The organism is Silanimonas sp. (assembly GCF_027530345.1).
GTDB lineage: Bacteria > Pseudomonadota > Gammaproteobacteria > Xanthomonadales > Xanthomonadaceae > Silanimonas.
Genome location: NZ_JAPZQK010000019.1, coordinates 72711 through 98505 on the forward strand (window position 1 = coordinate 72711; position 25795 = coordinate 98505).

Here is a 25795-nt window from a genome sequence, read left to right on the forward strand (position 1 = left end):
GCAGGCCCGGTGGGCCCGCGGGGTGACGGTCAGGGAACGAGCCTCAGCACGTCGTTGAAGAGAGCGAGGCCCATCAGCGATGCGAGCAGGACGAGGCCGAAGTACTGCCCGGCCACGAGCACGCGGTCGCCCAGCGGCCGCCCTTGAACCAGCTCGATAAGGTAAACCAGCAGGTGCCCCCCGTCCAAGACAGGAATGGGCAGCAGGTTCAGGATGGCGATGCTCACCGAGAGCATCGCCAGGAAGTACAGGAACCAGGCCACGCCGCGCGCCGCGGTGGTGTTCGCGACCTGGGCGATGGTGATCGGGCCGGAAAGGTTCTGCAGCGAGGCGGCCCCGGTGACCATCCGCCAGAGCATGCCGACGGTGTCATTGGCCAGCTGGCCGGTGGCCTTCACGGCTTCGGGCAGGGCCTCCAGCGGGCCGTGCCGGAGCAGGGCATCGCGCGGGTCGGGGGCCGACACGCCGAGTCGCCAGGCGGCCGGAGCGCCCTCCGGGGCCACGCGCTGGGGCACGAGCGCGCGCTCGAGGGTCTCGCCGTCGCGCTCGATCCGCAGCCGGAGCGTCGGCGCCGGGCCGTCGGCGGGGTGGGCGGCGAGGGCAGCTTGCAGGTCGTCGAAGTCGGCCACGGGCGCGCCGTCGATGGACACGATGCGATCGCCGACTTCGAGCGCCCCGGAGGCCGGGCTGCCTGGTGCGAGGCCGCCGACCACGGCCGGAGGGACCGGTCGGCGCGGCACGAAGCCCAGCGCCCGGAACGCCGCCGTTTCCTCCAGCGCCGGGTCGAGCGTGGCCAGCTTGAGCTCGCGCTGGACGAGGTTCCCGTCGGCATCGGAGACCTCGATGGCGATGCTGCGGCGGTCGACCATCGGGCCGAGCAGTGCGTTTTGCGCGTCGGTCCAGGTCGGCGTGTCGCGGCCGTCGACGACGAGCAGGCGGTCGCCAGCCTCGAAGCCGGAGGCCGCCGCCAGCGCCTGCGGTTCAGCCAGCACCGGCACGTAGTCGGGCTTGCCGACGACGAACATCACGTAGAGCAGGCCGACGGCGAGCACGAGGTTCGCCAGCGGGCCCGCGGCGACGATGGCGATGCGCTGGCCGACGGGCTTCGACGTGAAGGCGCGCGGGCGGTCCGCATCGGCGACCTCGCCTTCGCGCTCGTCGAGCATGCTGACGTAGCCGCCCAGCGGGATCAGGCCGATCCTCCATTCGATGCCGTCGCGGTCGGTGCGCGACCAGAGGGCACGGCCGAAGCCCACCGAGAAGCGCAGCACCTTGACCCCGCAGCGGCGCGCCACCCAGTAGTGGCCGAACTCGTGGAAGGTGATGAGCACGCCGAGCGCGACCACCAGCCAGAACGCGGAGGAGATGATTTCGCTCACGCCAGCAGCCCGGTGGCGACGCGGCGCGCCTCGGCATCGGCCGCGAGGCGGTCGTCGAGGGTCGCGCTGGACAGGGCAGGCAGGCGATGCATGGTGCGTTCGATCAGCGCAGGGATGCCAAGGAAAGCGAGCCGGCGCTGAAGAAAGGCTGAAACGGCCACTTCATTGGCGGCATTCAGGACTGCCGGCGCGCTGCCGCCGGCCCGCAGGGCTTCGAAAGCGAGGCCGAGGCAGGGGAAGGCGGCGAGGTCCGGGGCCTGGAAATCCAGCCGGGCGATGGCGAGCAGGTCGAGCGGCGCGACGCCGGCCTCGATGCGCTCGGGCCAGGCCAGGCCGACCGCCAGCGTCGTGCGCATGTCGGGCTGGCCGAGCTGGGCCAGCATCGAACCGTCGACGTAATCGACCAGCGAGTGGATGGTCGACTGCGGGTGGACGACCACGTCGATGCGTTCCGCCGGAAGGTCGAACAGGTGGTGCGCCTCGATGACTTCGAGGCCCTTGTTCATCAGCGTGGCCGAATCGACCGAGATCTTGCGGCCCATCGACCAGTTCGGGTGCGCGCAGGCCTGTTCGGGCGTGATGTCGACGAGCTGCTCGCGCGACCAGCCGCGGAACGGGCCACCCGAGGCTGTCAGAACGATGCGCCGCACGCCGCCGTGGCCGCCCTGCGAGGGCAGGCACTGGAAGATCGCGCTGTGTTCGCTGTCGATCGGCACGAGGGTGGCGCCGCCTGCGGCCACTTCGGCCATCAGCAGCTCGCCGGCCAGCACCACCGACTCCTTGTTCGCCAGCAGCAGGCGCTTGCCGGCGCGCGCGGCGGCGAGGGTCGAAGCGACGCCTGCGGCACCGACGATGGCGGCGATCACCGTGTCGTTGCGGTGGTCCGTGGCGATGGCGTCGAGGGCGGCCGCGCCGGCCACCGCGACGGTGTCGAGGCCGGCGGCCGCCAAACCCTCGCGAAGCGCGGCGTAGCGCGTTTCGTCAGTGATGGCGGCCACGCGCGGGCGGAAGCGGGCGCACAGGGCGACCAGCGCCTCGACCTGCGAGTGCGCGCTGAGCGCATCGACGGCATAGCGGCCGGGATGCCGGGCGATGACATCGAGGGCCGAGGCGCCAATCGAGCCGGTCGCCCCGAACAGCGCGATCCGTTTCAGAGGCCCAGCCACAGCTTGCCCACCATGAATACCGGCAGCGCCGCGAGCAGGCTGTCGAGACGGTCGAGCATGCCGCCGTGCCCGGGGATCAAGCGGCCCGAATCCTTGTGGCCGGAATGGCGCTTCAGCAGGCTCTCGAACAGGTCGCCGGCCACCGACATCATCGCGGCGACGATCGTGAGGAACACCAGCACCGGCAGGTCGTCCCAGCCGAGGCCGAGTGGCTTCACCGCGAGGACCGCAATCAGCGAGGCGCCGGCGAGACCGCCCCAGAAGCCTTCCCAGCTCTTGTTCGGGCTGATGCGCGGGGCCATCTTGTGCTTGCCCATGCGCACGCCGACGAAGTACGCGCCGGTGTCGGCGGCCCACACCAGCATCACCGCGAACAGCGCCCAGCGCGGGCCGTGCCCGGGCAGCTGGTGCAGCCAGACGAGGGCCGCCCAGGCCGGCACGGCGGCGAGGCTGCCGGCCAGCAGCTTGAGGATGCGGAAGCGGCCGCGGTCGGCCTGCCCGAACTCGAAGCGCCAGAGCCAGGCCAGCGCCAGCACCCACCACGCCACGCCGAGCAGGGCCGCGGCCTTGAGTGCGAACAGGTTGGGGCCGGCCGCCCAGGCCAACGCGGCGATCATCAGGGCGTTGGCGGTGATGTAGCCGAGCCGCGGCATCGGGTCGGACAGGCCGGTGAGGCGCGTCCACTCCCACAGCCCGGCCAGAAGCAGCACGGCCGCCACCAGGGCCAGCCACTCCGTGGGCAGCCACAGCAGGCCGGCGACGGCGGTTGGCGCGAGCACGAGCCCGGTGAGGATTCGGGTGCGGCTCATCGCGCCTCCAGGGCCGGGGTCGGCAGCTGTTCGGAAATCAGGCCGAAGCGCCGTTCGCGACCTGCGAAGTCGGCGATGGCTGTATCGAGCAGCGCGTCGTCGAGGTCGGGCCAAAGCACGTCGGTGAACCAGAGCTCGGTGTAGGCGAGCTGCCAAAGCAGGAAATTGCTGATGCGGTGCTCGCCGCCGGTGCGGATGAAGAGATCCGGCGGCGGCAGGTCGGCGAGGCTCATCGCTTCGCCGAGAGTGGCTTCATCGATCTGGTCCGGACGCAGTGTGCCGGCCTGCACGCGCTCGGCAAGGCGGCGCGCGGCCTGTGCCAGGTCGGCGCGACCGCCGTAGCCCGCGGCGAGGGTGAGCGTGAGCTTCGGCGAGGGCAGGCGGATGGCTTCCGCGGCGCCCATGCGGGCGCGGATCCCCTCAGGGAAGCGCGAGCGGTCGCCGATGAAGCGAAGGTGCACCTGCTGCCGCGTCAGCTCCTCGACTTCCGATTCCAGCACGCGCAGGAACAGGCGCATCAGCGCGCCGACCTCGTCCTCGGGGCGGTTCCAGTTCTCGCTGGAGAAGGCGAACAGCGTCAGTGCGGGGATGCCGCGCTTCAGGCAGTACTCGACGATCGTGCGCACCGCGCGCGCGCCGGCGCGATGGCCGAGCGAGCGCGGCCGCTGGCGCTGCTTCGCCCAGCGCCCGTTGCCGTCCATGATGACGGCGAGGTGGTTGGGCAGCGCGGCAGAATGCGACATGCGGCTGGCGCTCAGAGGGCCAGCAGTTCCTGTTCCTTGGCCTTCACCACGTCATCGACGCCCTTGACCCAGGTGTCGGTGAGCTTCTGGATGTCTTCCTCGGCCTTGCGCTGCTCGTCCTCGGAGATCTTCTTCTCCTTGAGCAGCTCCTTCACATGGGTGATGGCGTCGCGGCGCACGTTGCGGATGGCGACCTTGGTGTTCTCGCCTTCGCCGGCTACGTGCTTGGAGAGATCGCGGCGGCGCTCCTCGGTGAGCGGCGGCAGGTTGATGCGAATGACCGTGCCGGCGGTGTTCGGCGTCAGGCCGAGGTCGGAGGCAAGGATCGCCTTCTCGACGGCGCCGACCATCGGCTTCTCCCACGGCGTGATGGTGAGCGAGCGGGCGTCGGCGACGGCCACCGAAGCGACCTGCGACAGCGGCACGTTCGAGCCGTAGTAGTTGACCTGCAGGTGATCGACGATCGCCGTGGTGGCGCGGCCCGTGCGCAGCTTCGTGAGGTCGGTCTTCAGCACCTCCACGCACTTCTGCATGCGGGTCTGGGCGTCCTTCTTGATGTCGTTGATCATGGGGCGGATCTCTGGGGGTGGTGCGGCACGGTGGCCCGGCCGGGAAGTATAGATCGCCGCGCCGCCGGGGCTTCCGGGCGGGGCGGGGCCGGCCTCAGCCGGCGTGGACGAGGGTGCCGAGCGGCTCGCCGCGCAGGATCCGCATCAGGGCCCCCGGCTGCATCATGTCGTAGATGCGGATCGGCAGGTTCTGGTCACGGCAGAGGGCGAAAGCCGCGGTGTCCATCACCTGCAGGTTGCGGGCGATGACTTCGTCGTAGGTGAGGCTGTCGTAGCGCTTGGCTTCCGGCACCTTCTTGGGATCGGCCTCGTAGATGCCGTCGACCTTGGTGGCCTTGAGCAGCAGTTCGGCGCCGACCTCGATGGCGCGCAGGGCGGCGGCCGAATCGGTGGTGAAGAAGGGGTTGCCGGTGCCGGCCGCGAAGATCGCGATGCGGCCCTTCTCGAGGTGGCGGATGGCGCGGCGGCGGATGTAGTCCTCGGCCACTTCGTTGATCTTCAGCGCGCTCATCGTGCGGGCATAGGCGCCAAGGCGCTCGAGGGCATCCTGCATGGCCAGCGCGTTCATCACCGTGGCGAGCATGCCCATGTGGTCGCCGGTGACGCGGTCCATGCCCTTCGATTGCAGGCCGGCACCGCGGAAGATGTTGCCGCCGCCGATCACGAGGCCGATCTGCGCCCCGGCCTTCTGCGCCTCGATGACCTCCTTGGCCAGCCAGGTCAGGACTTCCGGGTCGATGCCGTAATCGCCGCGGCCCATGAGGGCTTCGCCGGAGAGCTTCAGCAGGACGCGCTTGTACTTCAGTGCAGGCACGCTCATTCGTGATCTCCGTTGGGCAAACGGCGGAATTCTAGCGGTTGGGCGGGTTGCCGTCACGCGCGGATGACATCCGCGGCCGGGTGCCGCAGGCTTTCCGGCGACGATCCGTCCACCCCCGGGAGCCCCGCCATGCCGATCACCAACGTCGCCGACTTCCTCGCCGCCACCGCTGAACGCGACCGCGGGCAGGGCGAAGTGTTCGAGCTCGAAAGCCCCTACATGCTGGAAGCCAAGGTCACGGGGCGGGTCTGGGCCAAGGCCGGATCGATGGTGGCCTACCGCGGCGGCATCAAGTTCAAGCGGCAGGGCCTGCTCTCGCAGGGCATGGGCACGCTGTTCAAGAAGTTCATCAGCGGCGAGGGTGCCTCGCTGATGGCGGTCGAAGGCAATGGCCGGGTCTACCTCGCCGACCGCGGCAAGAAGATCACGCTGCTGCGGCTGTCGGGCGAATCCATCGTCGTCAACGGCAACGACGTGCTGGCCTTCGAGGACGGCATCGCCAACGAGATCACGATGATGCGGCGGGTCGCCGGGATGCTGGCGGGTGGTCTGTTCAACATCCGGCTGTCGGGCAGCGGCGTGGTCGCCATCGCCAGCCACTACGACCCGATGACGCTGGCGGTGAAGCCTGGCCAGGCGCTGTACACCGATCCGAATGCCACCGTCGCCTGGTCGGGCAACCTCGAACCGGAATTCGCCACCGACATTCAGCTCGGCACGGTGTGGGGCCGCGGCTCCGGCGAGAGCGTGCAGATGAAGTTCCAGGGCGAGGGCTGGGTGGTGGTGCAGCCCTACGAGGAGATCGCCTGGCAGCCGCAGGCGCGTTGAGATCGCTGCGCCCCTGGCCCCGGTCGCCCGCCGATCCGAAGCCGGGCCCATGAATGCGAAGAGCCCGCTTTCGCGGGCTCTCCGTTCCATCGACGATGCGGCGGTCGATCAGACCTGCATGGCCTTCGCCACTTCCGCGGCGTAGTCCTCGACGACCTTCTCGATGCCTTCGCCGACGGCGAGGCGGGTCATCGACACCATCTCGGCGCCGCCGACCTTGAGGGCGGCTTCGACGGTCATGTTGGTGTCCATGACGTAGGGCTGGCCCGTCAGGGTGTTGTCATTGACGATCTTCGCGATCTTGCCGCTGATGATCTTCTCGAGGATGTCGGCCGGCTTGTTCTTGTCCTTGTCGGACATCTTGGCCAGCTCGATGTCCTTTTCCTTGGACAGGAACTCGGCCGGGACCTGCGCGGCGGTCATGTAGGGCGGGTTCATCGCCGCGACGTGCATGGCGATGCCGCGGGCCAGCTCGTCGTTGCCACCCTTGATCTCGACCAGCACGCCGATCTTGCCGCCGTGGATGTAGGCGCCGACCGTGTTGCCGCCGTCGACGCGCACCATGCGGCGCACCTGGACGTTCTCGCCGATCTTGGCGATCAGCAGGGCGCGGGCTTCCTCGACGGTGACGTCGCCGAGCTTGACGGCCTTGAGGGCTTCCACGTCGGCGGCGCCGGACTCCAGCGCGGCCTTGGCGACGCCGTCGGTGTAGGCGACGAAGTTGGCGTCCTTGGCGACGAAGTCGGTCTCGGAGTTGATCTCGACCAGCACGGCCTTCTGGCCGGCGGCGGCCATCGCGATGCGGCCTTCGGCGGCCACGCGGCCGGCCTTCTTGTCGGCCTTCGCGAGGCCCGACTTGCGCAGGGCTTCCATCGCGGCTTCGATGTCGCCGCCGTGCTCGGTGAGCGCCTTCTTGCACTCCATCATGCCGGCGCCGGAGCGCTCACGCAGGTCCTTGACGAGCGAAGCAGTGATTTCCATGGGGAACCTCGTTGTGTCTGTAATGGAAGCGGCCCGCAGGATGCGCGGGCCGCGTTGCGGTACGGCGACGGCGGGGCGTCGCCGGCGCGGGTTTTACTCGCCGTCGGTCTCGGCGGTGGCGCGGCCGGTGCCGTTGCCACGGCGCGGGGCGCCCTTCTTGGCCGGCGGACGACGGTCGTTGCGCGGCTTGTCGTTGCGCGGACGGCGGTTGTCGGCTTCCTTCGCGATCGGGTTGCCCTCGGCGTCGAGCTCGACGAACTCGTCGTCACCGGCGTTGGCCTGGATCGGGGCGGCGGCCTTGCCTTCCAGCACGGCGTCGGCCACGGCGCGGGTGTACAGCTGAACGGCGCGGATGGCGTCGTCGTTGCCCGGGATGGCGTAGTCGACGAGGTTCGGGTCGTAGTTCGAGTCGACCACGGCGACGACCGGGATGCCGAGCTTCTTGGCTTCCTGGACGGCGATCTCTTCGTGGCCGATGTCGATGACGAACAGGGCGTCCGGCAGGCGGTTCATCGCCTTGATGCCGCCCAGCGAGGCTTCCAGCTTGTCGCGCTCGCGGCGCAGCGAGAGCACTTCATGCTTGACGAGGCGCTCGAAGGTGCCGTCGGTCTCAGCCGCTTCCAGTTCCTTCAGGCGCGAGATCGAGCCCTTCAGGGTGCGGAAGTTGGTGAGGGTGCCGCCGAGCCAGCGCTGGCTCATGTACGGCATGCCGCAGCGGATGGCTTCTTCCTTCAGCGACTCGCGCGCCGAGCGCTTCGTGCCGACGAACAGGATGGTGCCGCGCTTCTGGGCGATGCCCGAGATGAAGTTCATCGCGTCGTTGAAGAGCGGGAGCGTCTTCTCGAGGTTGATGATGTGGATCTTGCCGCGGGCGCCGAAGATGTACGGGCCCATCTTGGGGTTCCAGTAGCGGGTCTGGTGGCCGAAATGGACGCCGGCTTCCAGCATCTGGCGCATGGTGACCTGGGGCATTGCTCTTTCCTTCTGAATGGAGCGCGGCCGGGCCCGTTCGCGGGCATCGCGGCTTGGTCACTCCGGGGTTGGGCCTCCCCGCGCGTCCGTGGCCGAACCCCTCGCGCCTTCGTGAAGGCTTGGGGGCACCCCGGCACGGGATGGTTCACGCGGGTGTGGATTCCTCTGTCGCCGGGGCTTTGGAACCCGGGCCGCCGGAGGTCGGCGCCCACGCCGGCCGGGTGGCCGAAGCGTGAGGCGCGGGATTCTAGCCCGCTGGCAGGGTTGTGGACAAGTCGGCACAATCCCGGGCATGAAAGTGACCTTCAAGACCCCCGAGCAGATCGAGAAGATGCGCGAGGCCGGCCGGCTGGCCGCCGAAGTGCTGCAGGTCGTGGCCCCGTACGTGAAGGCGGGCGTGACCACCGCCGAACTCGACCGCATCTGCAACGAACACATCGTCAACGTCCAGAAGGCCATTCCGGCCAACGTGGGCTACAGGGGCTTCCCGAAGACGGTCTGCACCTCGGTCAACAACGTCATCTGCCATGGCATCCCGTCGGAGGCCAAGGTGCTGAAGGACGGCGACATCCTGAACATCGACGTCACCGTCATCAAGGACGGCTGGCACGGCGACACCTCGCGGATGTACGTGGTGGGCAGTCCGTCGGTGCTGGCGAAGCGCCTGATCGACGTGACCCGCGAGGCCATGTTCCGTGGCATCCGCATGGTGAAGCCGGGCGCCACGCTGGGCGACATCGGCCACGCCATCCAGAGCTATGCGGAAGCCGAGCGCTTCTCGGTGGTGCGCGAGTACTGCGGCCATGGCATCGGCCAGATCTACCACGAGGACCCGCAGGTGCTGCATTACGGCCGCCCCGGCGAGGGCGTCCGCCTGCAGGAAGGCATGACCTTCACCATCGAGCCGATGATCAACGCCGGTGCACGGCACACCAAGCTGCTGCCGGACGGCTGGACCGTCGTCACCAAGGACAAGTCGCTGTCGGCGCAGTGGGAGCACACCGTGGCGGTCACCCGTGATGGCGTGGAGATCCTCACGCGCCTGCCCGGCGACGACAACGACCTGTGAGCACGCCGGCCTCGCCCGTGCCGGTGGCGGCGTCGCTCGCGACGCCGGACGGTGTGCGAGGCTGGCAGGACGCGGCGAAGGCCGCCTTCCTCGAGGTGCGTGCCGCGATCGTGGCCCGTTTCGATGCTGGCGAAGGCATCGAACGCTTGCTGGGTGCGCAGGCCGCCGCCGTCGACGCCGCGGTGCGCGCGGCTTGGGCCGCGTGTTTGCCGACCGAGGCGCCGCTCGACCTGCTGGCCACCGGAGGCTACGGCCGCGGCGAGCAATACCCCTTCTCCGACGTCGACCTGCTGGTGCTCGGCGAAGTCGAGGCGCAACAGGCGCATGAGGCGTCCCTGGGAGCGTTCTTCGCCGCGCTCTGGGACCTCGGCCTGAAGCCCGGCACGGCGGTTCGCTCGCTCGCCGATTGCGTGCAGGCCTGCCGCGAGGACGTGACCACGCTGACCGCGCTCACCGAAGCGCGCTTGCTCGCCGGTTCGCCGGCCGTGCTCGACGCGCTCGAGGACGCGCTGCGCAGCGATGGGCTCTGGCCGGCGGCGGACTACTTCGATGCCAAGCGCGCCGAATGGAACGGCCGGCACGCGCGCTACAACGACACGGCGAACAACCTCGAACCCAACCTCAAGGAAGGCCCGGGCGGTCTGCGCGACCTGCACACGCTCACCTGGCTGGCACGGCGCATCTACCGCGTGCCCGGACTGGAGGCGCTGGTGCCGCTCGGCCTGTTGGGCCCCGACGAGGAGCGCACCTTGAAGCGCGACTGGGCGGTGATCGCCCGCCTGCGTTTCGGCCTGCACCTCGTCGCGAACCGTCGCGAGGAGCGGCTGCGCTTCGACCACCAGAAGGTGCTGGCCGCACGCCTCGGCTACAAGGACGAGGCCAGCGACAACCTCGCCGTCGAGCAGATGATGCAGTCGATGTTCCGCGCCGCGAAGACCGTGCAGCGCATCAGCGAGCGCCTGCTGCAGCGCTTCGAGGAGCAGTTGGCCGGCCGCGTCGAGCGCGTGCCGGTAGCGCCCGGCTTCGCATTGGTGAACGGCTACCTGCAGCGCGAGGCGCAGGGGCCGGTGCGTTCCGCGATCGAGGCCTTCGCCGTGTTCGCGACCTGGGCGGCCTGCCCCGAAGCCAAGGGCCTGCATTCAGAAACCGCGCGGGCCATGGCCGAGGCGCTGCCGCGCATTGCGCCCGGCGAGCAGCAGGATGCCGACACGCGCGCGATGTTCCTCTCGCTGCTGCAGGGCCCGCAGCCGGTCGACACGCTGGCGCGCATGGCGCACCTCGGCGTGCTCGGCCGCTACCTCCCGGCCTTCGCGCGCGTTTCGGGGCGCATGCAGTACGACCTGTTCCACGTGTACACGGTCGACCAGCACACGCTGGAAGTGCTGCGCATCATGGCCAGCTTCGTGCAGGGGAGTGATCCACGCTTCCCGAAGGCCAAGAGCGTGCACGACCGCCTGAAGGCGCCGTGGCTGCTGCTGGTGGCCGGGCTCTTCCACGACATCGCCAAGGGCCGCGGTGGCGACCACTCGGTGCTGGGCGCGGTCGACGTGCGCGAGTTCGGCGCCGCGCATCGGCTGAAGGAGCACGACATCGAACTGCTGGCTTGGTTGGTCGAACAGCACCTGCTGATGTCGACGACCGCGCAGCGCCAGGACATCAGCGACGCCACCGTGGTGGAGCGCTTCGCCCGCGCGGTGGGCGACCGCACGCGGCTCGACTTCCTCTACCTGCTGACCTGCGCCGACATCGCCGGCACCAGCCCCAAGCTGTGGAACACCTGGAAGGAGCGCCTGCTCGGCGACCTGTACGACGCCACGCGCCTGGCGTTCCGTCGCGGCCTCGAGCATCGCGTCGATGCCGAAGCGCGCGTCGCCGAGGCTCGGGCCGAGGTGCGGGCGCTGCTGGCCGACATCGGCGATGCCGAACTGGCGCGCGTGTTTGGCGAGTTCCCCGACGAGAGCTTCCTGCGCTACCGGCCCGAGCAGCTGGCGACGCAGGCCCGCGCGATCCTGCGCCACGGCGACCCGGGCAAGCCGCTGATCATCGTGCGGCCGCAGGGCGAGGCCTTCGAGGTCTTCGTCTACTCGCCCGACCGCGACGGCCTGTTCGCCACGCTGACCGCGACGCTTGATCGCCTCGGGTTCTCGGTGGCGGTGGCGCGCATCGTCACGTCGACCTCGGGCATGAGCCTCGACACCTTCCAGCTGCTGCCGATCCATGACACCGGCGAAGCGCCGGACGCGCGTGCCGCCCACGCCAGCCGCGTGCTGGGCGAGATGCTCTCTCGGACGGCGGCGGTGCTGCATCCGCCGCGTCGCGCCATGCCGGCCGCGCTGAAGCATTTCCGCGTGTCGCCGCGCGTCGAGGTTCGCGACATGGGCGATGGCGCCCGCACCCAGCTCGTGCTCATCGGCACCGACCGCCCCGGCCTGCTGGCCGACATCGCCCGCGTGCTGCGCGAGCAGCGGCTGCGCGTGCACGACGCCCGCATCGCCACCTTCGGCGAGCGTGCCGAAGACTTGTTCCTGATTTCCGACGAGCACGACCATGCGCTCGCCGACACCGCCCAGATCGAGCGCCTGACCGCCGCGCTCACCGCCTGCCTCGAAGGAGACCGTCCGCATGCCCCGCCGCAAGACCCCCGTCCTCGCTGACCTTCAGCCGATCATCGAATCGGCCTTCGAACGCCGCGCCTCGCTGTCCGAAGCCGAGATCGAAGGTTCGCTGCGCGAGATGGTCGAGACCGTCGTCGCCGCGCTGGAATCGGGCAAGGCACGCGTGGCGGAGCCGAACAGCGACGGCACGTGGCGCGTCAACGAGTGGCTGAAGAAGGCGGTGCTGCTGTACTTCCGCTGCAACGACATGCGTCTGGTCGAAGCCGAGCCGGCGCCGTTCTGGGACAAGGTTCCGCTGCGCTTCGAGGGCTTCGACGCGGCGGATTTCCGCGAAGTCGGCGCGCGCGTGGTGCCGGGTGCGGTGGTGCGCCGCGGTGCGCATATCGGCAAGGATGTGGTGCTGATGCCGAGCTTCGTGAACATCGGTGCCCACGTCGGCGCCGGCACGATGGTCGACACCTGGGCGACGGTGGGCAGCTGTGCCCAGGTCGGCGCGCGCTGCCATCTTTCGGGCGGCGCCGGCATCGGCGGCGTGCTGGAGCCGCTGCAGGCCAGCCCGACGATCATCGAGGACGATTGCTTCATCGGCGCACGTTCCGAAGTGGTGGAAGGCGTCGTCGTCGAACGCGGCAGCGTGATCGGGATGGGCGTGTTCATCGGCCAGAGCACCCGCATCTACAACCGGATGACCGGTGAGATCAGCTACGGGCGAGTGCCGGCCGGCAGCGTCGTGGTCTCCGGCCAGCTGCCCTCGGCGGACGGCAAGTACTCGCTGTACGCGGCCGTGATCGTCAAGCAGGTCGACGCCAAGACGCGCAGCAAGACCTCGATCAACGAGCTGCTGCGCAGCGGCCACGCGGAATGAGCGCCGCCCCTGCGAACGTCGTCTTCGGGCTCACGGCCTGCGACAGCTGCAAGAAGGCGCGGAACTGGCTCGAGCGCTTCGACGTGCCGTACGCCTTCGTCGACTTGCGCACCGACCGCCAGCCGCCCGAAACGCTGAAGGCCTGGGCGATGCAGCTCGGCGGCTGGGACAAGCTGATCAACAAGGCCAGCACCACGTGGCGACAGTTGCCCGACGCGCGCAAGGTGCCGGGCAGCGATCCGGAGTGGTTCCTGCTGTTGAAGGAGCATCCGGCGCTGGTGAAGCGGCCGGTGCTGGTGACGGCGGACGGCGTGGTCTCAGTGGGCTTCACCGACAACGCTTACAAGGCGCGCTTCGGGCTGCGCAAGTAGGCGACGCATGCGGGCGGTGCCCGCGACGCGTCATTCCCCGCGCAGGGCAGCCAATGCGCGCCTCGCCTCGGCGCGGGCGCGTCCGCGGTCGAGGGCGATGGGGGCTTCGCCGCCGGTCGTGGCCGGCGTGTCGACGGTTCCCGCAGGCGCCGCTGCCGGAGCCTGGGGAGGCGCAGCCGGGGCCACCAGCGAGGCGACGAAGCGCGTCTGTGCCGAGAGCGTGACGTGGCGGAACAGGTCGGTGACGCGGATCGATTCGCTGAAGCCCTCGCGCAAGTGGCGCAGCAGCTGCACCACCAGCAGCGAGTGGCCCCCGATGTCGAAAAAGTTGTCGTCGCGGCCGAAGTCGTCGATGCCGAGCAGCGCGATCCAATGCGCACGGAGCGTGGTTTCGATCGCACTGGTGTCGATCGACCGCGTCGTGGCGGGGCGCTGCGGTGCGGGCGTCGGCGCGGGAGACGAAGGCTCGGGCCGTGTTGCGATCGGCGTGGCCGGCCGGGGTGCCGATGCGGATCGCCCGACGGTGGCGGCGTTCGCGTTGGCCGTCGTCGACGTCGCCAATGCCGCGCGCACGCGATCGAGCGCTGGCAGGTGGGCGAGCACCGTGTCGGCGTCGAGGCCGAAGTCGATCAGGCAGGCAATCTCGTCCACGTCGATGCCGGCCACGCGCCGCGCCATCGCGATCGCGTCGGATTCGCTGCCAAACAGCCCGCTGTCGCGGAAGTAGCGCTGGAAGGCGAATTCCAGCAGCTCATCCATGTCCTCCGGCGAGGCCGACTGGAAGAACGCGTCGAGGTTCTGCCCCTGTTCCGCCGACATGCGCTTGAAGGTGGGGAACTGCCAGGCCGCGGCCTTGACCAGGGCCATCGCGGTCTTCAGGTAGGCCTTCATCGGGCCGCGCACGACGGCCTCCACGGCCTCGCGGTTGTCGCCGACCAGCGTGTGCAGCATCAGCGAGACGATGCCTTCGCCGGCATGGCCGGCCTCGCGCCAGGCCTTGCGGTAGGCGGCGATCTTCGCGGCGAGTTCCTCGACGGACTGCCCGAGCAGGTGGGTGAGCAGGTGCGCGCCCATGCGCCCGGCCTCGGCGAAGGTCTCGGGATTGCCCGCCGTCGTCACCCAGATCGGCAGTTCCGCCTGCAGTGGCCGGGGCAGGGTGCGCACCTTCACCGGGCCCTGCGGGCCGGGGAACTCCAGCGCTTCGCCGCGCCACAGGCGGCGGACCTGCTCGGCGGCTTCGAACATCACGCGCTTGGCTTCGGCGTGGTTCTCGGGGCGCAGCGCGAAGTCCGGCGTGGCCCAGCCGGCGGCGATCGAGATGCCGACACGGCCGTTCGACAGGTTGTCGACGACGGCCCACTCCTCGGCGATGCGGATCGGGTGGTGCAGCGGCACCACGCAGCTGCCGGCGCGTAGCGCGACCTTCGTCGTGATGGTCGCGAGCGCGGCGCTGGTGACGGCCGGGTTGGGGAAGAGGCCGCCGAAGGCCTGGAAGTGCCGCTCGGGCGTCCACACCGCGTTGAAGCCGTGGGTGTCGGCGAAGCGCGCGCTTTCCAGCAGCAGGCGGTACTTGTCGCTGCGGCCGAGGTCGTGCTCCTCGGCGACGTTCCAGAAGAACAGGCCGAACTGCAGGGCACGTGCGGCGGCAGGCCGCTGGATCGCGAGGCTTGCGCGGCCGTGTGCGGGCCAGCCGCCCGTCTGTTCGTCGAGCTGCAGCTGCGCGGGCCAGTCCGCCGGTGCGGCGGTACCCGCGAGGCGCGGATCACGGGCGCGGAGATCGTTGGGCACGCCGCCGGCACGTCGGGCTGCGTCGATGGCGGCGACGAGCCGCGAGGCGAGAACGTCGAGGGCCAAGCCATCGTCGTTGGCTGTGCCGTCCGGCAGTTCCACCACCAGCGGCAGCACGGGATCGACCCATCGCGAGGGCTCGGACGCGCTCGCGAAGCGCAGGCCTACGGCGAGGTGCCGGCCATCCGCGCCGCGGGCGACGGCAAGCAGGGCGCGGGCGAGTGCCTGCGGGTCGGTCAAGCCCTCCGCCGGCACCTCGGTCGTCGATGGCACTGCCGTGGGCTGGGCACGCTGCAGCGCGGCGCGCGCCCCGGCCTCGTGCCGGGCGGCGCGGCGGAGCGCCTTGGCCTCGTCGTCGCGGGGCCGTGCCCATGCGGGCAGGCGAACCCCGGCGCCACCGGCGAGGGCGAGTGCCTCGTCGGCAGAAAGCCGTGTGCCGTCGAGCCGCGCCAGTCCGCCGAGGTGCAATACGCCGTCGCCGCAGCGCAGGCGCAGGCCGTCGGCGTCGGCGCCGATCAGGGTTGCCGGCGGCAGCGTGGTTTCGGTCGGGAGCATCTCGACGGGCTCGGCGGCAGCCACCAGCACATCGACCTCGGCGAGCCGCAGCCGTGGTTTCAGCAGCGCCTGCCAGTAGGCGCCGTTGTCGAGCGCGCGGACGATGCGCGCGAGTTCCACGGCGGGGCGCATCGGGTCGAGCAGTGCCTCACGCATCGGCCGGTCGGCACCGAGGTGCACGCGACGCTCGCCCGGGGGCTGCGGCTCGCCGGCCTCGTCGCCCGTGGCCAGCCGGTCCAGCAGCGCGTCGAATCCGGCGAGTCCGGCTTCGAAGCACTTGGCGTTGAGGCTGAAGGCGGTCTCGTCGGCATCGATGGCGAAATCGCGGGCCACCAGCACGCGGCCGCCGTCGATCTCGGTGGTCATCCGGTGCCAGCGGATGCCGTGGCGGGTTTCGCCATTCAGCAGGGCCCACATCGGGGTGTTGAGGCCGGCGTACTGCGGCAGCGGGCCGTCGTGGAAATTCAGCGCGCCGCGTCGGCCCAGGGCGAGCACCTCGTCGGCCAGCGGCTTCAGCCAGGTGATGGCGAACAGCCAGTCCACGTCGGCGGGCGGCGCGGCGAGCAACGCCTCGGGCGTGTGTTCGATGCGAAGCGAGCGCTGCACGGCCCATTCGCGAAGGCGCGGCGTGTCGGTGACCACGGCGGCGATGGTGTGTCCGGCGGCGAGCATGCGCTCACCGCACTCGACCAAGAGGGCTTGCTCGCCGAGGAGGACGCAACGGAAGGGGGGCAAGGCGGGGTCGTCCATGAGCCGGAGGGGGCGGCGGTGCGGCGGGCACCGGGTGAATATGGGATTCTAATCACGCTTTTGCATCCCTTTCACGGAAACGCCCCCCCGCATGGATCCGCGCGCCCCCCTCGACCCCCGCAGCCACATCGCCATCGTCGGCATGGCCTGCGACCTGCCTATGGCCGACTCGCCCGAGGCCTTCTGGCGGGCCCTGGCCGAGGGGCGCTGCGCCGTCGAGGACTTCGACGATGCCGCGATGCGGGAGGCCGGAGCACGGGACGCGGACCTCGCCCTGCCCGAGTACGTGCGCGCTGGCGTGCGCCTTCCCGCCCACGACCAGTTCGACGCGGCCTTCTTCGGCCTGTCGCCGCGCGAGGCGGCGGTGATGGACCCGCAGCACCGGCGCTTCCTGCAGTGCGCCTGGGCGGCGTTGGAGCATGCCGGGCATCGTCCGGACGACCTCGATCGGCAGACCGGCGTGTTCGCCGGCGCCGGCATGGGCTGGTACCTGATCCGCAACGTGATCGGCCACCGCGCGCTCGTCGAGGACCTTGGCGAATTCCTCGTGCGCCATCTGTCGAACGACAAGGATTTCCTGTCGACACGGGTGTCGTACCAGCTCGACCTGCGCGGCCCCAGCCTCAACGTGCAGACGGCCTGTTCGACCTCACTGGTAGCCGTGCATCTGGCCTGCCAGAGCCTGATCGCCGGCGAATGCGACATGGCCTTGGCTGGTGGCGTCACCCACGAAATCCCGCAGGGGCAGGGCTACCGCTATCGCGAGGAAGAGGTGCGCTCGCCCGACGGCCGCTGCCGCGCCTTCGACGCGAGATCCGGCGGCACGGTGTTCGGCAGCGGTGCCGGCATCGTCGTGTTGCGGCGGCTCGGTGACGCGCTGCGCGACGGCGACACCATCCATGCGGTGATCCGCGGCACCGCCATCAACAACGACGGCGCCGGCAAGGCCGGTTACCTCGCGCCCAGCGTGGACGGGCAGGCCGAAGCGGCGGCGCAGGCCCTGGCCGTGGCCGGCGTGGACGCCGACAGCCTCGGCTACGTCGAAGCCCACGGCACCGGCACGCGGCTCGGCGACCCGATCGAGATCGCTGCGCTGTCGCAGGCCTTCGACGGGGCGACACCGGGCGGCTGTGGCATCGGTTCGGTGAAGACGAACATCGGCCACCTCGACACCGCGGCGGGCGTCGCTGGCCTGATCAAGACCGCGTTGTCCCTGCGGCACGGCGAGCTGCCGGCCTCGTTGTTCTTCGAATCGCCGAATCCGGAGATCGACTTCGCGCGCTCGCCGTTCGCGGTGGCTGCCAGCCATCGCGCCTGGCCGAAGGCCGGGCCGCGCCGAGCCGCGGTGAACTCGCTGGGCGTGGGCGGAACCAATGCCTTCGCCGTGCTGGAGCAGGCGCCGCGCGAGGGCGAGCCGCCGATCGATGCCGGCGACACCCCGCAGGCGGCGCCGATCGTGTTGCCGCTTTCCGCGAAGACGCCTGACGCGCTGCGTGCGCGCGCCGAAGCACTCGCCGAGACGCTGGCAACGAGCACGTTGCCTCTGGTCGATATCGCTTGGACTCTCCGCCAGGGCCGCGTGGCCATGCCGGTGCGCGGCAGCGTCGCCGCACGCACGCGCGCCGAAGCCGTGGACGCGCTGGGCGCGATGTCGCGGATGCGCGACGGTGATTTCGCCACGGCGAACGATGCGGCTTCGGCTCCGGTGTTCGCGTTCCCCGGGCAAGGCGCGCAGCGCGTCGGCATGGCACGCGGGATCGCGCGCGCCGACGCGGCGGTACGCGAGGCGCTTGAGGCCTGCGTGGCCGAGCTTCGCGCCTTGGGTGCACACGAGGTCGTGGCCCTTCTGCTCGATGCCGAACCCACGCCTGGGACGAGTGCGCGCCTCCGGGGCACCGAGATCGCGCAGCCGGCGCTGTTCGCGGTCGAATACGCGCTGGCGAAGGGGCTGATGGCTCGCGGCCTGAAGCCGGCTGCGATGCTCGGCCACTCGCTGGGCGAGTACGTGGCGGCGACGCTGGCCGGTGTATTCACGCTGCCGGCGGCGCTGCGCCTGATGGTGGCGCGCGGCGCGCTGTGCGCCGCTGCGCCGGAGGGCGCGATGCTGGCCGTCGCCCTCGACGAAGGCGAGTTGCGCGCGCTGCTGCCCGCCACGCTGGATGTCGCGGCCATCAACGCACCGGGGCAGACCGTCGTCGCCGGTGCCGACGTTGCCATCGCTGACTTCGAGCGCGCGCTGGTCGAACGGGGTGTCGGTGCGCGTCGCCTCGAAACCTCGGCGGCCTTCCACTCGCGGCAGCTCGATGGTGTTCTCGACACGTTCCGCGCCGCCGTGGTGGTCGCGGCGCCGGCGCGCGTGGACGGCCTGCGCGTGGTCTCGACCTGCACGGGCGATTGGCTGACCACAGAACTCGCCGCCAGCCCCGACTACTGGGTGCGCCATCTGCGCGAGCCGGTGCGCTTCGTCGAGGCACTGGCCACGATCGACCGGCTGCGCCATGCCGTGCTCGTCGAAGTGGGGCCGGGCCGCACGCTGTCGACGTTCGCGGCGATGCGTCGGGCCGATGCGCGCACGGTGCTGCTGTTGCCCAAAGACGCCGACGACACTTCGGCGTGGGCCGCGCTTCCGGGCCGGCTGTGGGCCGGCGGTGTGGCCGTCGATTGGGCACGCTGGGGCCAGCCGACGGCGGGACGGCGCGTGCCGTTGCCGACGTACCCGTTCGCTGCTGTGAAGCATTGGATCGACCCACCGAAGGCTGTGGCCGCGAGCGACGAAGGCGCCGCCGCGCTGCCGCCCGAGAGTTGGCTGCAGACGCCGGTGTGGCAGCCCGTGCCGCTGCCGCGCGAGCTGTCGAGCGCGCTTCCCGCCTCGGCGCTGGTGCTCTGCGATGGCGCCGGGATCGGTGATGCCCTGGCCGATGCCCTGGCCGCGGAAGGCGTGGCGGTGCGTCGCGTGCATCGCGCGGCCGCCTTCACGCAGGAGGAATCCCACATCACGCTGGACCCGGGCGAACGGGCGCATTGGCATGCCCTGGCCGCCACGTCGGCCCCGGCCGTGCTGCTCGATCTCTGGGCGCTCGATGCGCCGCTGGACGGACTCGAAGCGTCCTGCCGCATGGTGTTCGACGATGCGTTGCGAATGGCGCAGGGGCTGGCCGCCTGGGCTGACGGTGCCGGGATGACGTGGCTCAGCGTCGGCGTGCATGCGCAGGCGGTGGGTGACGCCTCGGCCCTTCGCCCGGCCCAGGCCTTGCGCGCCGGCCCCGTGCGCACCTGGCCGCAGGAGGCCACGGCGCTCCGAACCTGCTGGTTCGATCTCGACGCCGCCGCGCTGGCCGTGCCTCGGCGCGCGATCGACGCCGTGCTGGCGGAGCTGCGCGCCAGTTGCCCCGCGGAGACCGTCGCCCTGCGCGGCCGCCAGCGCTGGGTGCCGCATTCGCAGCCGCTGGGTATCGCGCCGGCCAAGGCCGATGCCGCTGCGGCGTTCCGCGGCCACGTGCTGCTGACGGGTGCGTTTGGTGGCGCCGGTCGCGACATCGCGGAGCGTCTCGCACTGGCGGGTGGCGTCGAGTGCCTGTGGCTGGTGAGTCGGACGGCGATCGAGGCCGGTTCCTCGCGCGCCGCGTGGATCGACGCGTTGCGCATCTTGGGGCTCGATGCGCGCGTGCTGGTCGCCGACCTCGCGCGGCCCGGGGCGCTGGCCGGAGCCGCGCAGGCCGCAGGCCTGGTGCGGCTCGACACCGCGCTGCATGCCGCCGGCGTGCTCGACGACGCCTTGATCGCGATGAAGTCGACCGAGGCCGCCCACGCGGTGCTCGCGCCGAAACTGGTGGGCGCCCACGAGGTCGCGGCCCTGGCCGAGTCCCTCGGGGCCTCGCAGGTGCTGTACTTCTCGTCGATCAGCGCGCAGATGGGCGCCTCCGGGCAGGTCGACTACACGGCCGCGAACGCCTTCCTCGACGCCTTCGCCGCCCATGCGGATGCGAGGTCGGCCACCACGCGGCACACCGCGCTGGCCTTCAGCATCTGGCGCGACGCCGGCATGGCGGCGCGCCTCGCGGCCGAGCGTGGACTCGCGCCGCCGCCGTTCGATGACGGCCTGCCGCAAGCGCATCCGCTGTTGCGCCATCGCCGCGACGAGGGCCTTGCCGCCGTCTTCGGCGGCGTGGTCGGCCCGGAAAGCGACTGGGTGCTCGACGGGCATCGTCTCGCCAGTGGTGACGCGCTGCTTCCCGGCACGGGCCTGCTCGACCTGGTCGCTTGGGGACTCCAGGCGCTGCGCGGTCGCTTCACGCCCTTCGCCTGCGAAGGACTGACCATCGCGGCACCGCTGGTGTTCGCGGGTGGCGAATCGCGTCAGATCGCCTTGCGCTTCGTTCCTCTCGATGCGGCCGGCCAAGCCACGACGCCCGCATCGGCGAAGCGCTTCGAGGTGAGCCTGACCAGCCGAGGCGCCGGTGAAGGCGAAGCCACCGAGCACGTCCTGCTGCAGCTCGACGTGTTGGCCGACGGCGCGCCCTCGGGCCCGACGTTGCCGCTCGACTTGCAGGCACCGCGCACGGCGCGCCCGCCGGTGTACGCCCATCCGGCACTGCACTTCGGGCCGGAGTGGGACTGCCTGCGCGGTTTCGAAGTGGGTGAGGGCGAGGCGGAGTTGCAGCTCGAAGCCGCGCTCGGCCTCGATGGCCCGCATCCGCTGCATCCGGCCCTGCTCGACATGGCGCTCGGCGCCGCGCAGGCGGCGCTGGCACCGCCCGGGGTCGATGCCGCGCGGCTGCTGCCCTTCCGCTACGGCCGCATCGAGGTGCTCGCGCCCCTGCCGCCCCGCGTGACCAGCCGCCAGCGCGCCCGCGCCGAGGACGACAGCCTCGTGCTCGACATCGACGTGCTCGACGAGGTCGATCGTCCCGCTGTTCGCGTGCGCGGCTTCATTCTGAAGCCCGCGCGCCGGCTCGGCACCGCGACCCGGGCCCGACGCGCCGGCACGCCCGGCGGCGCACTGCTCGACGTGGGCTTCCGCGACGGTTTCGGCAGCGACGACGCGTTCGCCGCCATCGCCACCGTGCTCGTCCATGCGCTGCCGCCGCAGGTCGCGCTGGCGCGTCGCTCCGTCGACGCCTTGGTGGCCGACACGCGTCGCGCCGCGCATGCCGCGGACGCTTCGGCCGATGTCGGCACGACGAGCGCGACGCCGGTGGCGCGTCGCTCCGGCGGCACGCCCTTCATCGCCGCAGGAACCCCGATGCAGTCGAGGATGGTGGCGCTGTGGGAACGCCTGCTCGACCTCTCCGGCATCGGCATCGAGGATGACTTCTTCGCCCTTGGTGGGCACAGCCTGCTACTGACGCGCGCGCTGTCGCGACTGAAGCGCGAGGACGGCGTATCGCTGCCGATCGACGCCGCCTTCGAAGCACCGCGGATCCGCGACTGGAGCGCCTTGGCCGAACAGGCTGGGGCCTTGTCGCCCGGCGGCGCCTCGCCGCTGACCCCGCTGCAATCCGTGGCGCGTGTTCCCGGTCTGGACGGGCGCTTCCGCTTCCCGACCACCCACAGCCAGCGCCAGTTGTTCTACGTGCAGGCCACCGCGCCGGAGAACACGGCCTACAACATTCCCTTCGCCTTTACGCTGCGCGGCCCGCTCGATGCCGATGCGTTGGCCGGTGCGATCCGCGATGTGGTCGCCGCCCACGAGGCCCTGCGCACGAATTTCGAAGTGGCCGATGGCGAGGTGCGGCAGGTCGTCGACCCCTCCGCCGTGCCCATGCACGAATCGGTGGATCTCTCGGTGATGCCGGAGACCGAGCGCGCGGCGGCGCTGGCCGAAGTGCGCGAGCTGGTCGCGAGGCATGTCTTCGATCTCGCCGCCGGTCCGCCATGCCTGTTCCTCACCGTCAAGCTCGCCGCCGAGGAGCACGTGCTGCTGTTCTGCCTGCACCACGTGCTGGTCGACCACCTCGCCGTGCTGCACATCGGTCGAGCGCTCGAAGAGCGCTACGCGCTGCGTCGTCGGGGTTCGGTGCCGGCCCTCGTCGCCGCCGGGTTGCAGTTGCCGGACTTCGCCGTCTGGCAGGCCGCCGCCCTCGATGCGTCGGCGATCGCGCAGCGCCTGCCGCACTGGATGGACAGCCTGGCCGCCTGTTCGCCGGTGCTGCGCCTGCCCACGGATCGTCCGCGACCCGCTCGGCAGGACTTCGCCGGCGCGGAGCATCGGTTGGCCCTGTCGGCCGGCACCAGCGCGCGACTTCGTGCCTTCGCGCAGGCCACGCAGCAGACGCCCTTCGTCGTCATGCTGGCGGCACTGGCGCGGTTGCTGCGCGCGGCCAGCGGCCAGGATCGCCTCGTCATCGGCTGCCCGTTCGCGAACCGCAACGCGGAGGAATTGGAGCCCGTCGTCGGCCTGTTCATGAACCTGCTGCCGCTCGGACTGCATTTGCCGGAAGGGCAAGGCTTCGACGAACTGCTGGCGCAAGTGCGCCGCCAGGTGACGCGCACGCAGGCCGTGCAGGACACGCCGTTCCCGGCCATCCTGCAGGCGCTCGGCGTGCCGCGTGACCCCTCGCGCAACCCGCTGGTGCAGGTCTGGTACACCTTCCAGGAGGCGCCGATGGCCCTGCGCTTCGATGGCCTCGAGGTGACGAGCGAGGCGCTGCCGAACGGCGGTGCCAAGCTCGACCTGAGCTTCTGGTTCTGGGACGACGGTGAGCGGGTTCGCGGGCTCGTGGAGTACGCGACGGCGCTCTACGACGAGCCCACCGTCGAGGCGCTCGTTCGCGAACTCGAGGCGACGCTCGATGCGTGCATGGCGGGAGTGGGCGGACTGTCGCCGCCGCCCGCGGACGATGTGGCGTCCACATCGCCATCGCTAGACTCTGCACCTCTCGACGTGATTACGACGGTGCTCGAATGAGTGATGTGGTCGCCCTGGCGAAGGACCTGATCGCGCGTCCTTCGGTGACGCCGGAAGACGCCGGCTGCCAAGCCTTGATCGCCGCGCGGCTCGCACCGCTGGGCTTCCGCTGCGAGTCGCTCGACTTTGGCGACGTGAAGAACCTCTGGGCCACGCGGGGGCAGGGCAGCCCGGTCATCGTGCTGCTCGGCCACACCGACGTGGTGCCGCCGGGCCCGCGCGAGGCCTGGGCCTCCGATCCCTTCGTGCCGACGGTGCGCGACGGCGTGCTGCATGGCCGAGGTGCTGCCGACATGAAGGGCAGCGTCGCCGCCTTCGTCGTCGCGATGGAACAGCTGGTCGCCGCGAACCTGGACCACCCCGGAACCCTGGCCGTGCTGCTGACCTCCGATGAGGAAGGCCCGTCGATCGACGGCGTCCGCAAGGTGGCCGAGCACTTCCGCGCCACCGGCCAGCGCATCGACTACTGCATCACCGGCGAGCCCTCGTCGAGCGAGCGGCTCGGTGACGTATTGCGCGTCGGTCGTCGTGGCTCGCTGTCCGTCGCGGTCGACGTGCGCGGCGTGCAGGGCCACGTGGCCTATCCCGAGAAGGCGTTGAACCCGATCCACGCGCTGGCCCCCGCTTTGGCCGAGCTCTGCGCGCGGCGCTGGGACGAGGGCTATGCCAGCTTCCCGTCCACCAGCTTCCAGGTGTCGAACATCACGGCGGGCACCGGCGCGGACAACGTCATCCCCGGCGCGCTGCAGTTCGTGGCGAACTTCCGTTTCAACCCGAACTGGACCAGCGATGCGCTGGTGGCCGAGTTCGAGGCGATCCTCGCCAAGTACGGCGTCGATGCCGCGTGCCGCTGGCGCCGCTCGGGCGAACCCTTCCACTGCGATGAAGGCGTGCTGCGCCGAGCCGCCCGCGCGGCCATCCAGGCGCGCTGCGGGATCACGCCGGACGAGAACACAAAGGGCGGCACCTCCGATGCCCGCTTCATCGCGCCGCTCGGCGCCGAATGCGTCGAACTGGGGCCGGGCAACGCCAGCATCCACAAGATCGACGAGGGCGTGCGCCTCGACGAGCTCGAGGCGCTACCGGCGCTGTTCGCCGAGGTCATCACGCGCGTCTGGGACGGGCACGGCGCTTAGTCGTCGGCGGACCGGTGGGGCCATCGTGGTTGGGGCGAAGGCATGGCCTTCGGCACGTGGCGAGCGGCCGGCTGAGTTCTAAGGTCGGTGAGGTCACTGACAAGGGAACGCCGATGGCCGCGCTGCTTCGACTGTTCAACCTGAAGGCCGGCGAGTGGCGCGCGGTGCTGTTGGCGGGCCTCTACTTCTTCACGGTCCTGGCCGCGCTGATGCTGTTGCGGCCCGCGCGGGACGCGCTCGGCATGCAGCGTGGCATGGATGAGATCCGATGGTTGTTCTTCGGGACAGCCCTGGTAACGCTGCTGGCGCAGCCACTTTTCGGCTGGCTGGTGGCCCGCTTGCGGCGGATGCACGTCATCGCCGCCTGCTACGGCTTCTTCGCCGTCTCGCTGGCGGGTTTCCACCTGCTGCTCGTGGCGGCGCCCGAGGCGGTGGGCGAGCGCAGCGGTCAGGTGTTCTACGTGTGGTTCAGCGTCTTCAATTTCTTCGTGACCATGGTGTTCTGGGCGCTGATGGCGGACCGGTTCACGATGGGGCAGTCACAGCGATTGTTCCCTCTGATCGCTGCCGGCGGAACACTGGGTGCTATCGCCGGTTCCTGGGTGGCCGGGGCCTCGGTCGAATCGGTGGGTACCCCGATGCTCCTGCTGATGGCTGCAGGACTTCTTGTTACGGCCTTGGGCTTGGCGGCACTGGTGATCCGCCACACCGAAGCGGTGCCGGTAGGGGTCGCGGCCAGCCATGGCGAAGCGCCGGTCGGCGGCAGTGCATGGGCTGGCTTGCGCGCGGTGCTGCGTTCGCCGTACCTGTCTGGGATCGCGCTGTACGTGTTGATCCTCGCGGTGATGGTGACCTTCCTCTACTTCACTCGCCTGCAGCTGGTGGCGGGCATGGAGAGCGAGCTTGATGCGCGTACGGCACTTTTCGCGCAGGTGGACTTCTACACGCAAGTGGCCACGCTGCTGCTGCAGATGGTCTTCGCTGGCCATCTCATCAAGCGCATCGGCATGCCGATGACGCTAGCCTTCCTGCCCGCTGTCGCCGCGCTGGGCTTCGTCGGGCTTGCGATGGTCGGCTCGCTGGTAGCCCTGGTGGTTTTCGAGGCCGTGTTCCGCGCCGTGCAGCGCGCGGTGATGCGGCCGGCACGCGAGACGCTGTTCACCGTGCTTGGCCGCGAGGACAAGTACAAGGCGAAGGCCGTGATCGATACCTTCGTCTACCGTGTGGGCGACATCGTGGGCGCACAGTCCGAAGGTTTGCTGGGCCGACTGGGCCTCGGCCTCTACGCTCTCGCTGGCGCTGCCGTGCCGCTGGCCCTGCTGTGGGCCGCGCTCGGCCTGTGGCTGGGCTGGCGGCAGCGTGTGCTTGCCAAGGCCTCGACAGAAGGGGTAGGGTCACAACCATGCTAACGCTCGCGCTCAACCGCAATAACGCCAATAACCGCAACGCCGAAAGGCGGCCGCGGCGTTAGG

At 70.6% G+C, this 25795-nt stretch carries 16 protein-coding genes and 1 pseudogene; 8 read left to right on the forward strand and 9 right to left on the reverse strand.

Annotation, left to right across the window (positions count from 1 at the left end):
• Positions 1–29 precede the first annotated feature (29 nt).
• The 6 genes from rseP to pyrH all read right to left on the reverse strand — a co-directional run bounded on the left by rseP (position 30) and on the right by pyrH (position 5480).
• Positions 30–1379, reverse strand: a complete 1350-nt coding sequence (gene rseP / locus O9255_RS10875; protein ID WP_297866879.1) for an RIP metalloprotease RseP — start codon at positions 1377–1379, stop codon at positions 30–32.
• Positions 1376–2518 carry a 1-deoxy-D-xylulose-5-phosphate reductoisomerase gene (locus O9255_RS10880; protein WP_297866970.1) on the reverse strand — a complete coding sequence of 381 codons (1143 nt, stop codon included), beginning with the start codon at positions 2516–2518 and terminating at the stop codon, positions 1376–1378. Before O9255_RS10880 ends, rseP begins: the two co-directional genes overlap by 4 nt.
• Positions 2519–2529: 11 nt before the next feature.
• Complete coding sequence (locus tag O9255_RS10885; RefSeq protein WP_297866880.1) at positions 2530–3354, reverse strand: phosphatidate cytidylyltransferase; 825 nt, start codon at positions 3352–3354, stop codon at positions 2530–2532.
• The gene (gene uppS, locus O9255_RS10890) at positions 3351–4097 is read right to left on the reverse strand and encodes a polyprenyl diphosphate synthase (RefSeq protein ID WP_297866881.1); all 747 of its coding nucleotides are present in this window, start codon (positions 4095–4097) and stop codon (positions 3351–3353) included. The genes O9255_RS10885 and uppS overlap by 4 nt, the downstream gene beginning before the upstream one ends.
• A gap of 11 nt (positions 4098–4108) precedes the next feature.
• Positions 4109–4666 carry a ribosome recycling factor gene (gene frr, locus O9255_RS10895; protein WP_297866882.1) on the reverse strand — a complete coding sequence of 186 codons (558 nt, stop codon included), beginning with the start codon at positions 4664–4666 and terminating at the stop codon, positions 4109–4111.
• Between the two features lie 94 nt (positions 4667–4760).
• Complete coding sequence (gene pyrH, locus O9255_RS10900; RefSeq protein ID WP_297866971.1) at positions 4761–5480, reverse strand: UMP kinase; 720 nt, start codon at positions 5478–5480, stop codon at positions 4761–4763.
• 135 nt (positions 5481–5615) lie between these two features.
• Between pyrH and O9255_RS10905 the strand changes: the two genes are divergently transcribed.
• Complete coding sequence (locus tag O9255_RS10905) at positions 5616–6314, forward strand: AIM24 family protein (RefSeq protein ID WP_297866883.1); 699 nt, start codon at positions 5616–5618, stop codon at positions 6312–6314.
• A 108-nt stretch (positions 6315–6422) separates the two neighbouring features.
• On the opposite strand, the gene tsf is transcribed toward O9255_RS10905, so the two are convergent.
• Together tsf and rpsB are read right to left on the reverse strand one after the other, a co-directional pair.
• On the reverse strand, positions 6423–7295 hold the full coding sequence (gene tsf, locus O9255_RS10910) for a translation elongation factor Ts (protein WP_297866884.1): 873 nt from the start codon (positions 7293–7295) through the stop codon (positions 6423–6425).
• Positions 7296–7388: 93 nt separating this feature from the next.
• A complete protein-coding gene (gene rpsB, locus O9255_RS10915) occupies positions 7389–8267 on the reverse strand; it encodes a 30S ribosomal protein S2 (RefSeq protein ID WP_297866885.1) in 879 nt (292 codons plus the stop codon).
• A gap of 292 nt (positions 8268–8559) precedes the next feature.
• Here rpsB and map point away from each other — a divergent pair, with 292 nt between their 5' ends.
• The 4 genes and pseudogenes from map to O9255_RS10935 all read left to right on the forward strand — a co-directional run bounded on the left by map (position 8560) and on the right by O9255_RS10935 (position 13187).
• Positions 8560–9336: a type I methionyl aminopeptidase gene (gene map, locus O9255_RS10920; protein WP_297866886.1), complete on the forward strand. Its 777-nt coding sequence runs from the start codon at positions 8560–8562 to the stop codon at positions 9334–9336.
• Positions 9333–11990, forward strand: coding sequence for a [protein-PII] uridylyltransferase (glnD, locus tag O9255_RS10925; protein WP_297866887.1), 2658 nt, complete (start codon positions 9333–9335; stop codon positions 11988–11990). Before map ends, glnD begins: the two co-directional genes overlap by 4 nt.
• Positions 11974–12816, forward strand: a pseudogene (dapD, locus tag O9255_RS10930) (2,3,4,5-tetrahydropyridine-2,6-dicarboxylate N-succinyltransferase); the annotation flags it as partial. The gene glnD and the pseudogene dapD, both read left to right, overlap by 17 nt.
• On the forward strand, positions 12813–13187 hold the full coding sequence (locus O9255_RS10935) for a Spx/MgsR family RNA polymerase-binding regulatory protein (RefSeq protein WP_297866888.1): 375 nt from the start codon (positions 12813–12815) through the stop codon (positions 13185–13187). The pseudogene dapD and the gene O9255_RS10935, both read left to right, overlap by 4 nt.
• A 30-nt stretch (positions 13188–13217) precedes the next feature.
• Here the strand turns inward: O9255_RS10935 and O9255_RS10940 are convergent, their stop codons facing one another.
• On the reverse strand, positions 13218–16265 hold the full coding sequence (locus O9255_RS10940) for a MupA/Atu3671 family FMN-dependent luciferase-like monooxygenase (RefSeq protein WP_297866889.1): 3048 nt from the start codon (positions 16263–16265) through the stop codon (positions 13218–13220).
• 106 nt (positions 16266–16371) lie between these two features.
• On the opposite strand from O9255_RS10940, the gene O9255_RS10945 reads away from it, so the two are divergent.
• The 3 genes from O9255_RS10945 (at position 16372) to O9255_RS10955 (ending at position 25732) form a co-directional block, all read left to right on the forward strand.
• Positions 16372–23187, forward strand: coding sequence for a type I polyketide synthase (locus tag O9255_RS10945; protein ID WP_297866890.1), 6816 nt, complete (start codon positions 16372–16374; stop codon positions 23185–23187).
• On the forward strand, positions 23184–24323 hold the full coding sequence (gene dapE, locus O9255_RS10950; protein ID WP_297866891.1) for a succinyl-diaminopimelate desuccinylase: 1140 nt from the start codon (positions 23184–23186) through the stop codon (positions 24321–24323). Before O9255_RS10945 ends, dapE begins: the two co-directional genes overlap by 4 nt.
• A gap of 113 nt (positions 24324–24436) precedes the next feature.
• Complete coding sequence (locus O9255_RS10955; protein WP_297866892.1) at positions 24437–25732, forward strand: MFS transporter; 1296 nt, start codon at positions 24437–24439, stop codon at positions 25730–25732.
• Positions 25733–25795 lie beyond the last annotated feature (63 nt).

What these genes read in the sequence shown, in the direction of transcription:
- O9255_RS10885 (WP_297866880.1), bottom strand. Translation starts at nt 3,354, where the DNA reads ATGAGCCGCACCCGAATCCTCACCGGGCTCGTGCTCGCGCCAACCGCC.
- uppS (WP_297866881.1), bottom strand. Translation starts at nt 4,097, where the DNA reads ATGTCGCATTCTGCCGCGCTGCCCAACCACCTCGCCGTCATCATGGAC.
- frr (WP_297866882.1), bottom strand. Translation starts at nt 4,666, where the DNA reads ATGATCAACGACATCAAGAAGGACGCCCAGACCCGCATGCAGAAGTGC.
- O9255_RS10905 (WP_297866883.1), top strand. Translation starts at nt 5,616, where the DNA reads ATGCCGATCACCAACGTCGCCGACTTCCTCGCCGCCACCGCTGAACGC.
- tsf (WP_297866884.1), bottom strand. Translation starts at nt 7,295, where the DNA reads ATGGAAATCACTGCTTCGCTCGTCAAGGACCTGCGTGAGCGCTCCGGC.
- rpsB (WP_297866885.1), bottom strand. Translation starts at nt 8,267, where the DNA reads ATGCCCCAGGTCACCATGCGCCAGATGCTGGAAGCCGGCGTCCATTTC.
- map (WP_297866886.1), top strand. Translation starts at nt 8,560, where the DNA reads ATGAAAGTGACCTTCAAGACCCCCGAGCAGATCGAGAAGATGCGCGAG.
- O9255_RS10935 (WP_297866888.1), top strand. Translation starts at nt 12,813, where the DNA reads ATGAGCGCCGCCCCTGCGAACGTCGTCTTCGGGCTCACGGCCTGCGAC.
- O9255_RS10945 (WP_297866890.1), top strand. Translation starts at nt 16,372, where the DNA reads ATGGATCCGCGCGCCCCCCTCGACCCCCGCAGCCACATCGCCATCGTC.
- dapE (WP_297866891.1), top strand. Translation starts at nt 23,184, where the DNA reads ATGAGTGATGTGGTCGCCCTGGCGAAGGACCTGATCGCGCGTCCTTCG.
- O9255_RS10955 (WP_297866892.1), top strand. Translation starts at nt 24,437, where the DNA reads ATGGCCGCGCTGCTTCGACTGTTCAACCTGAAGGCCGGCGAGTGGCGC.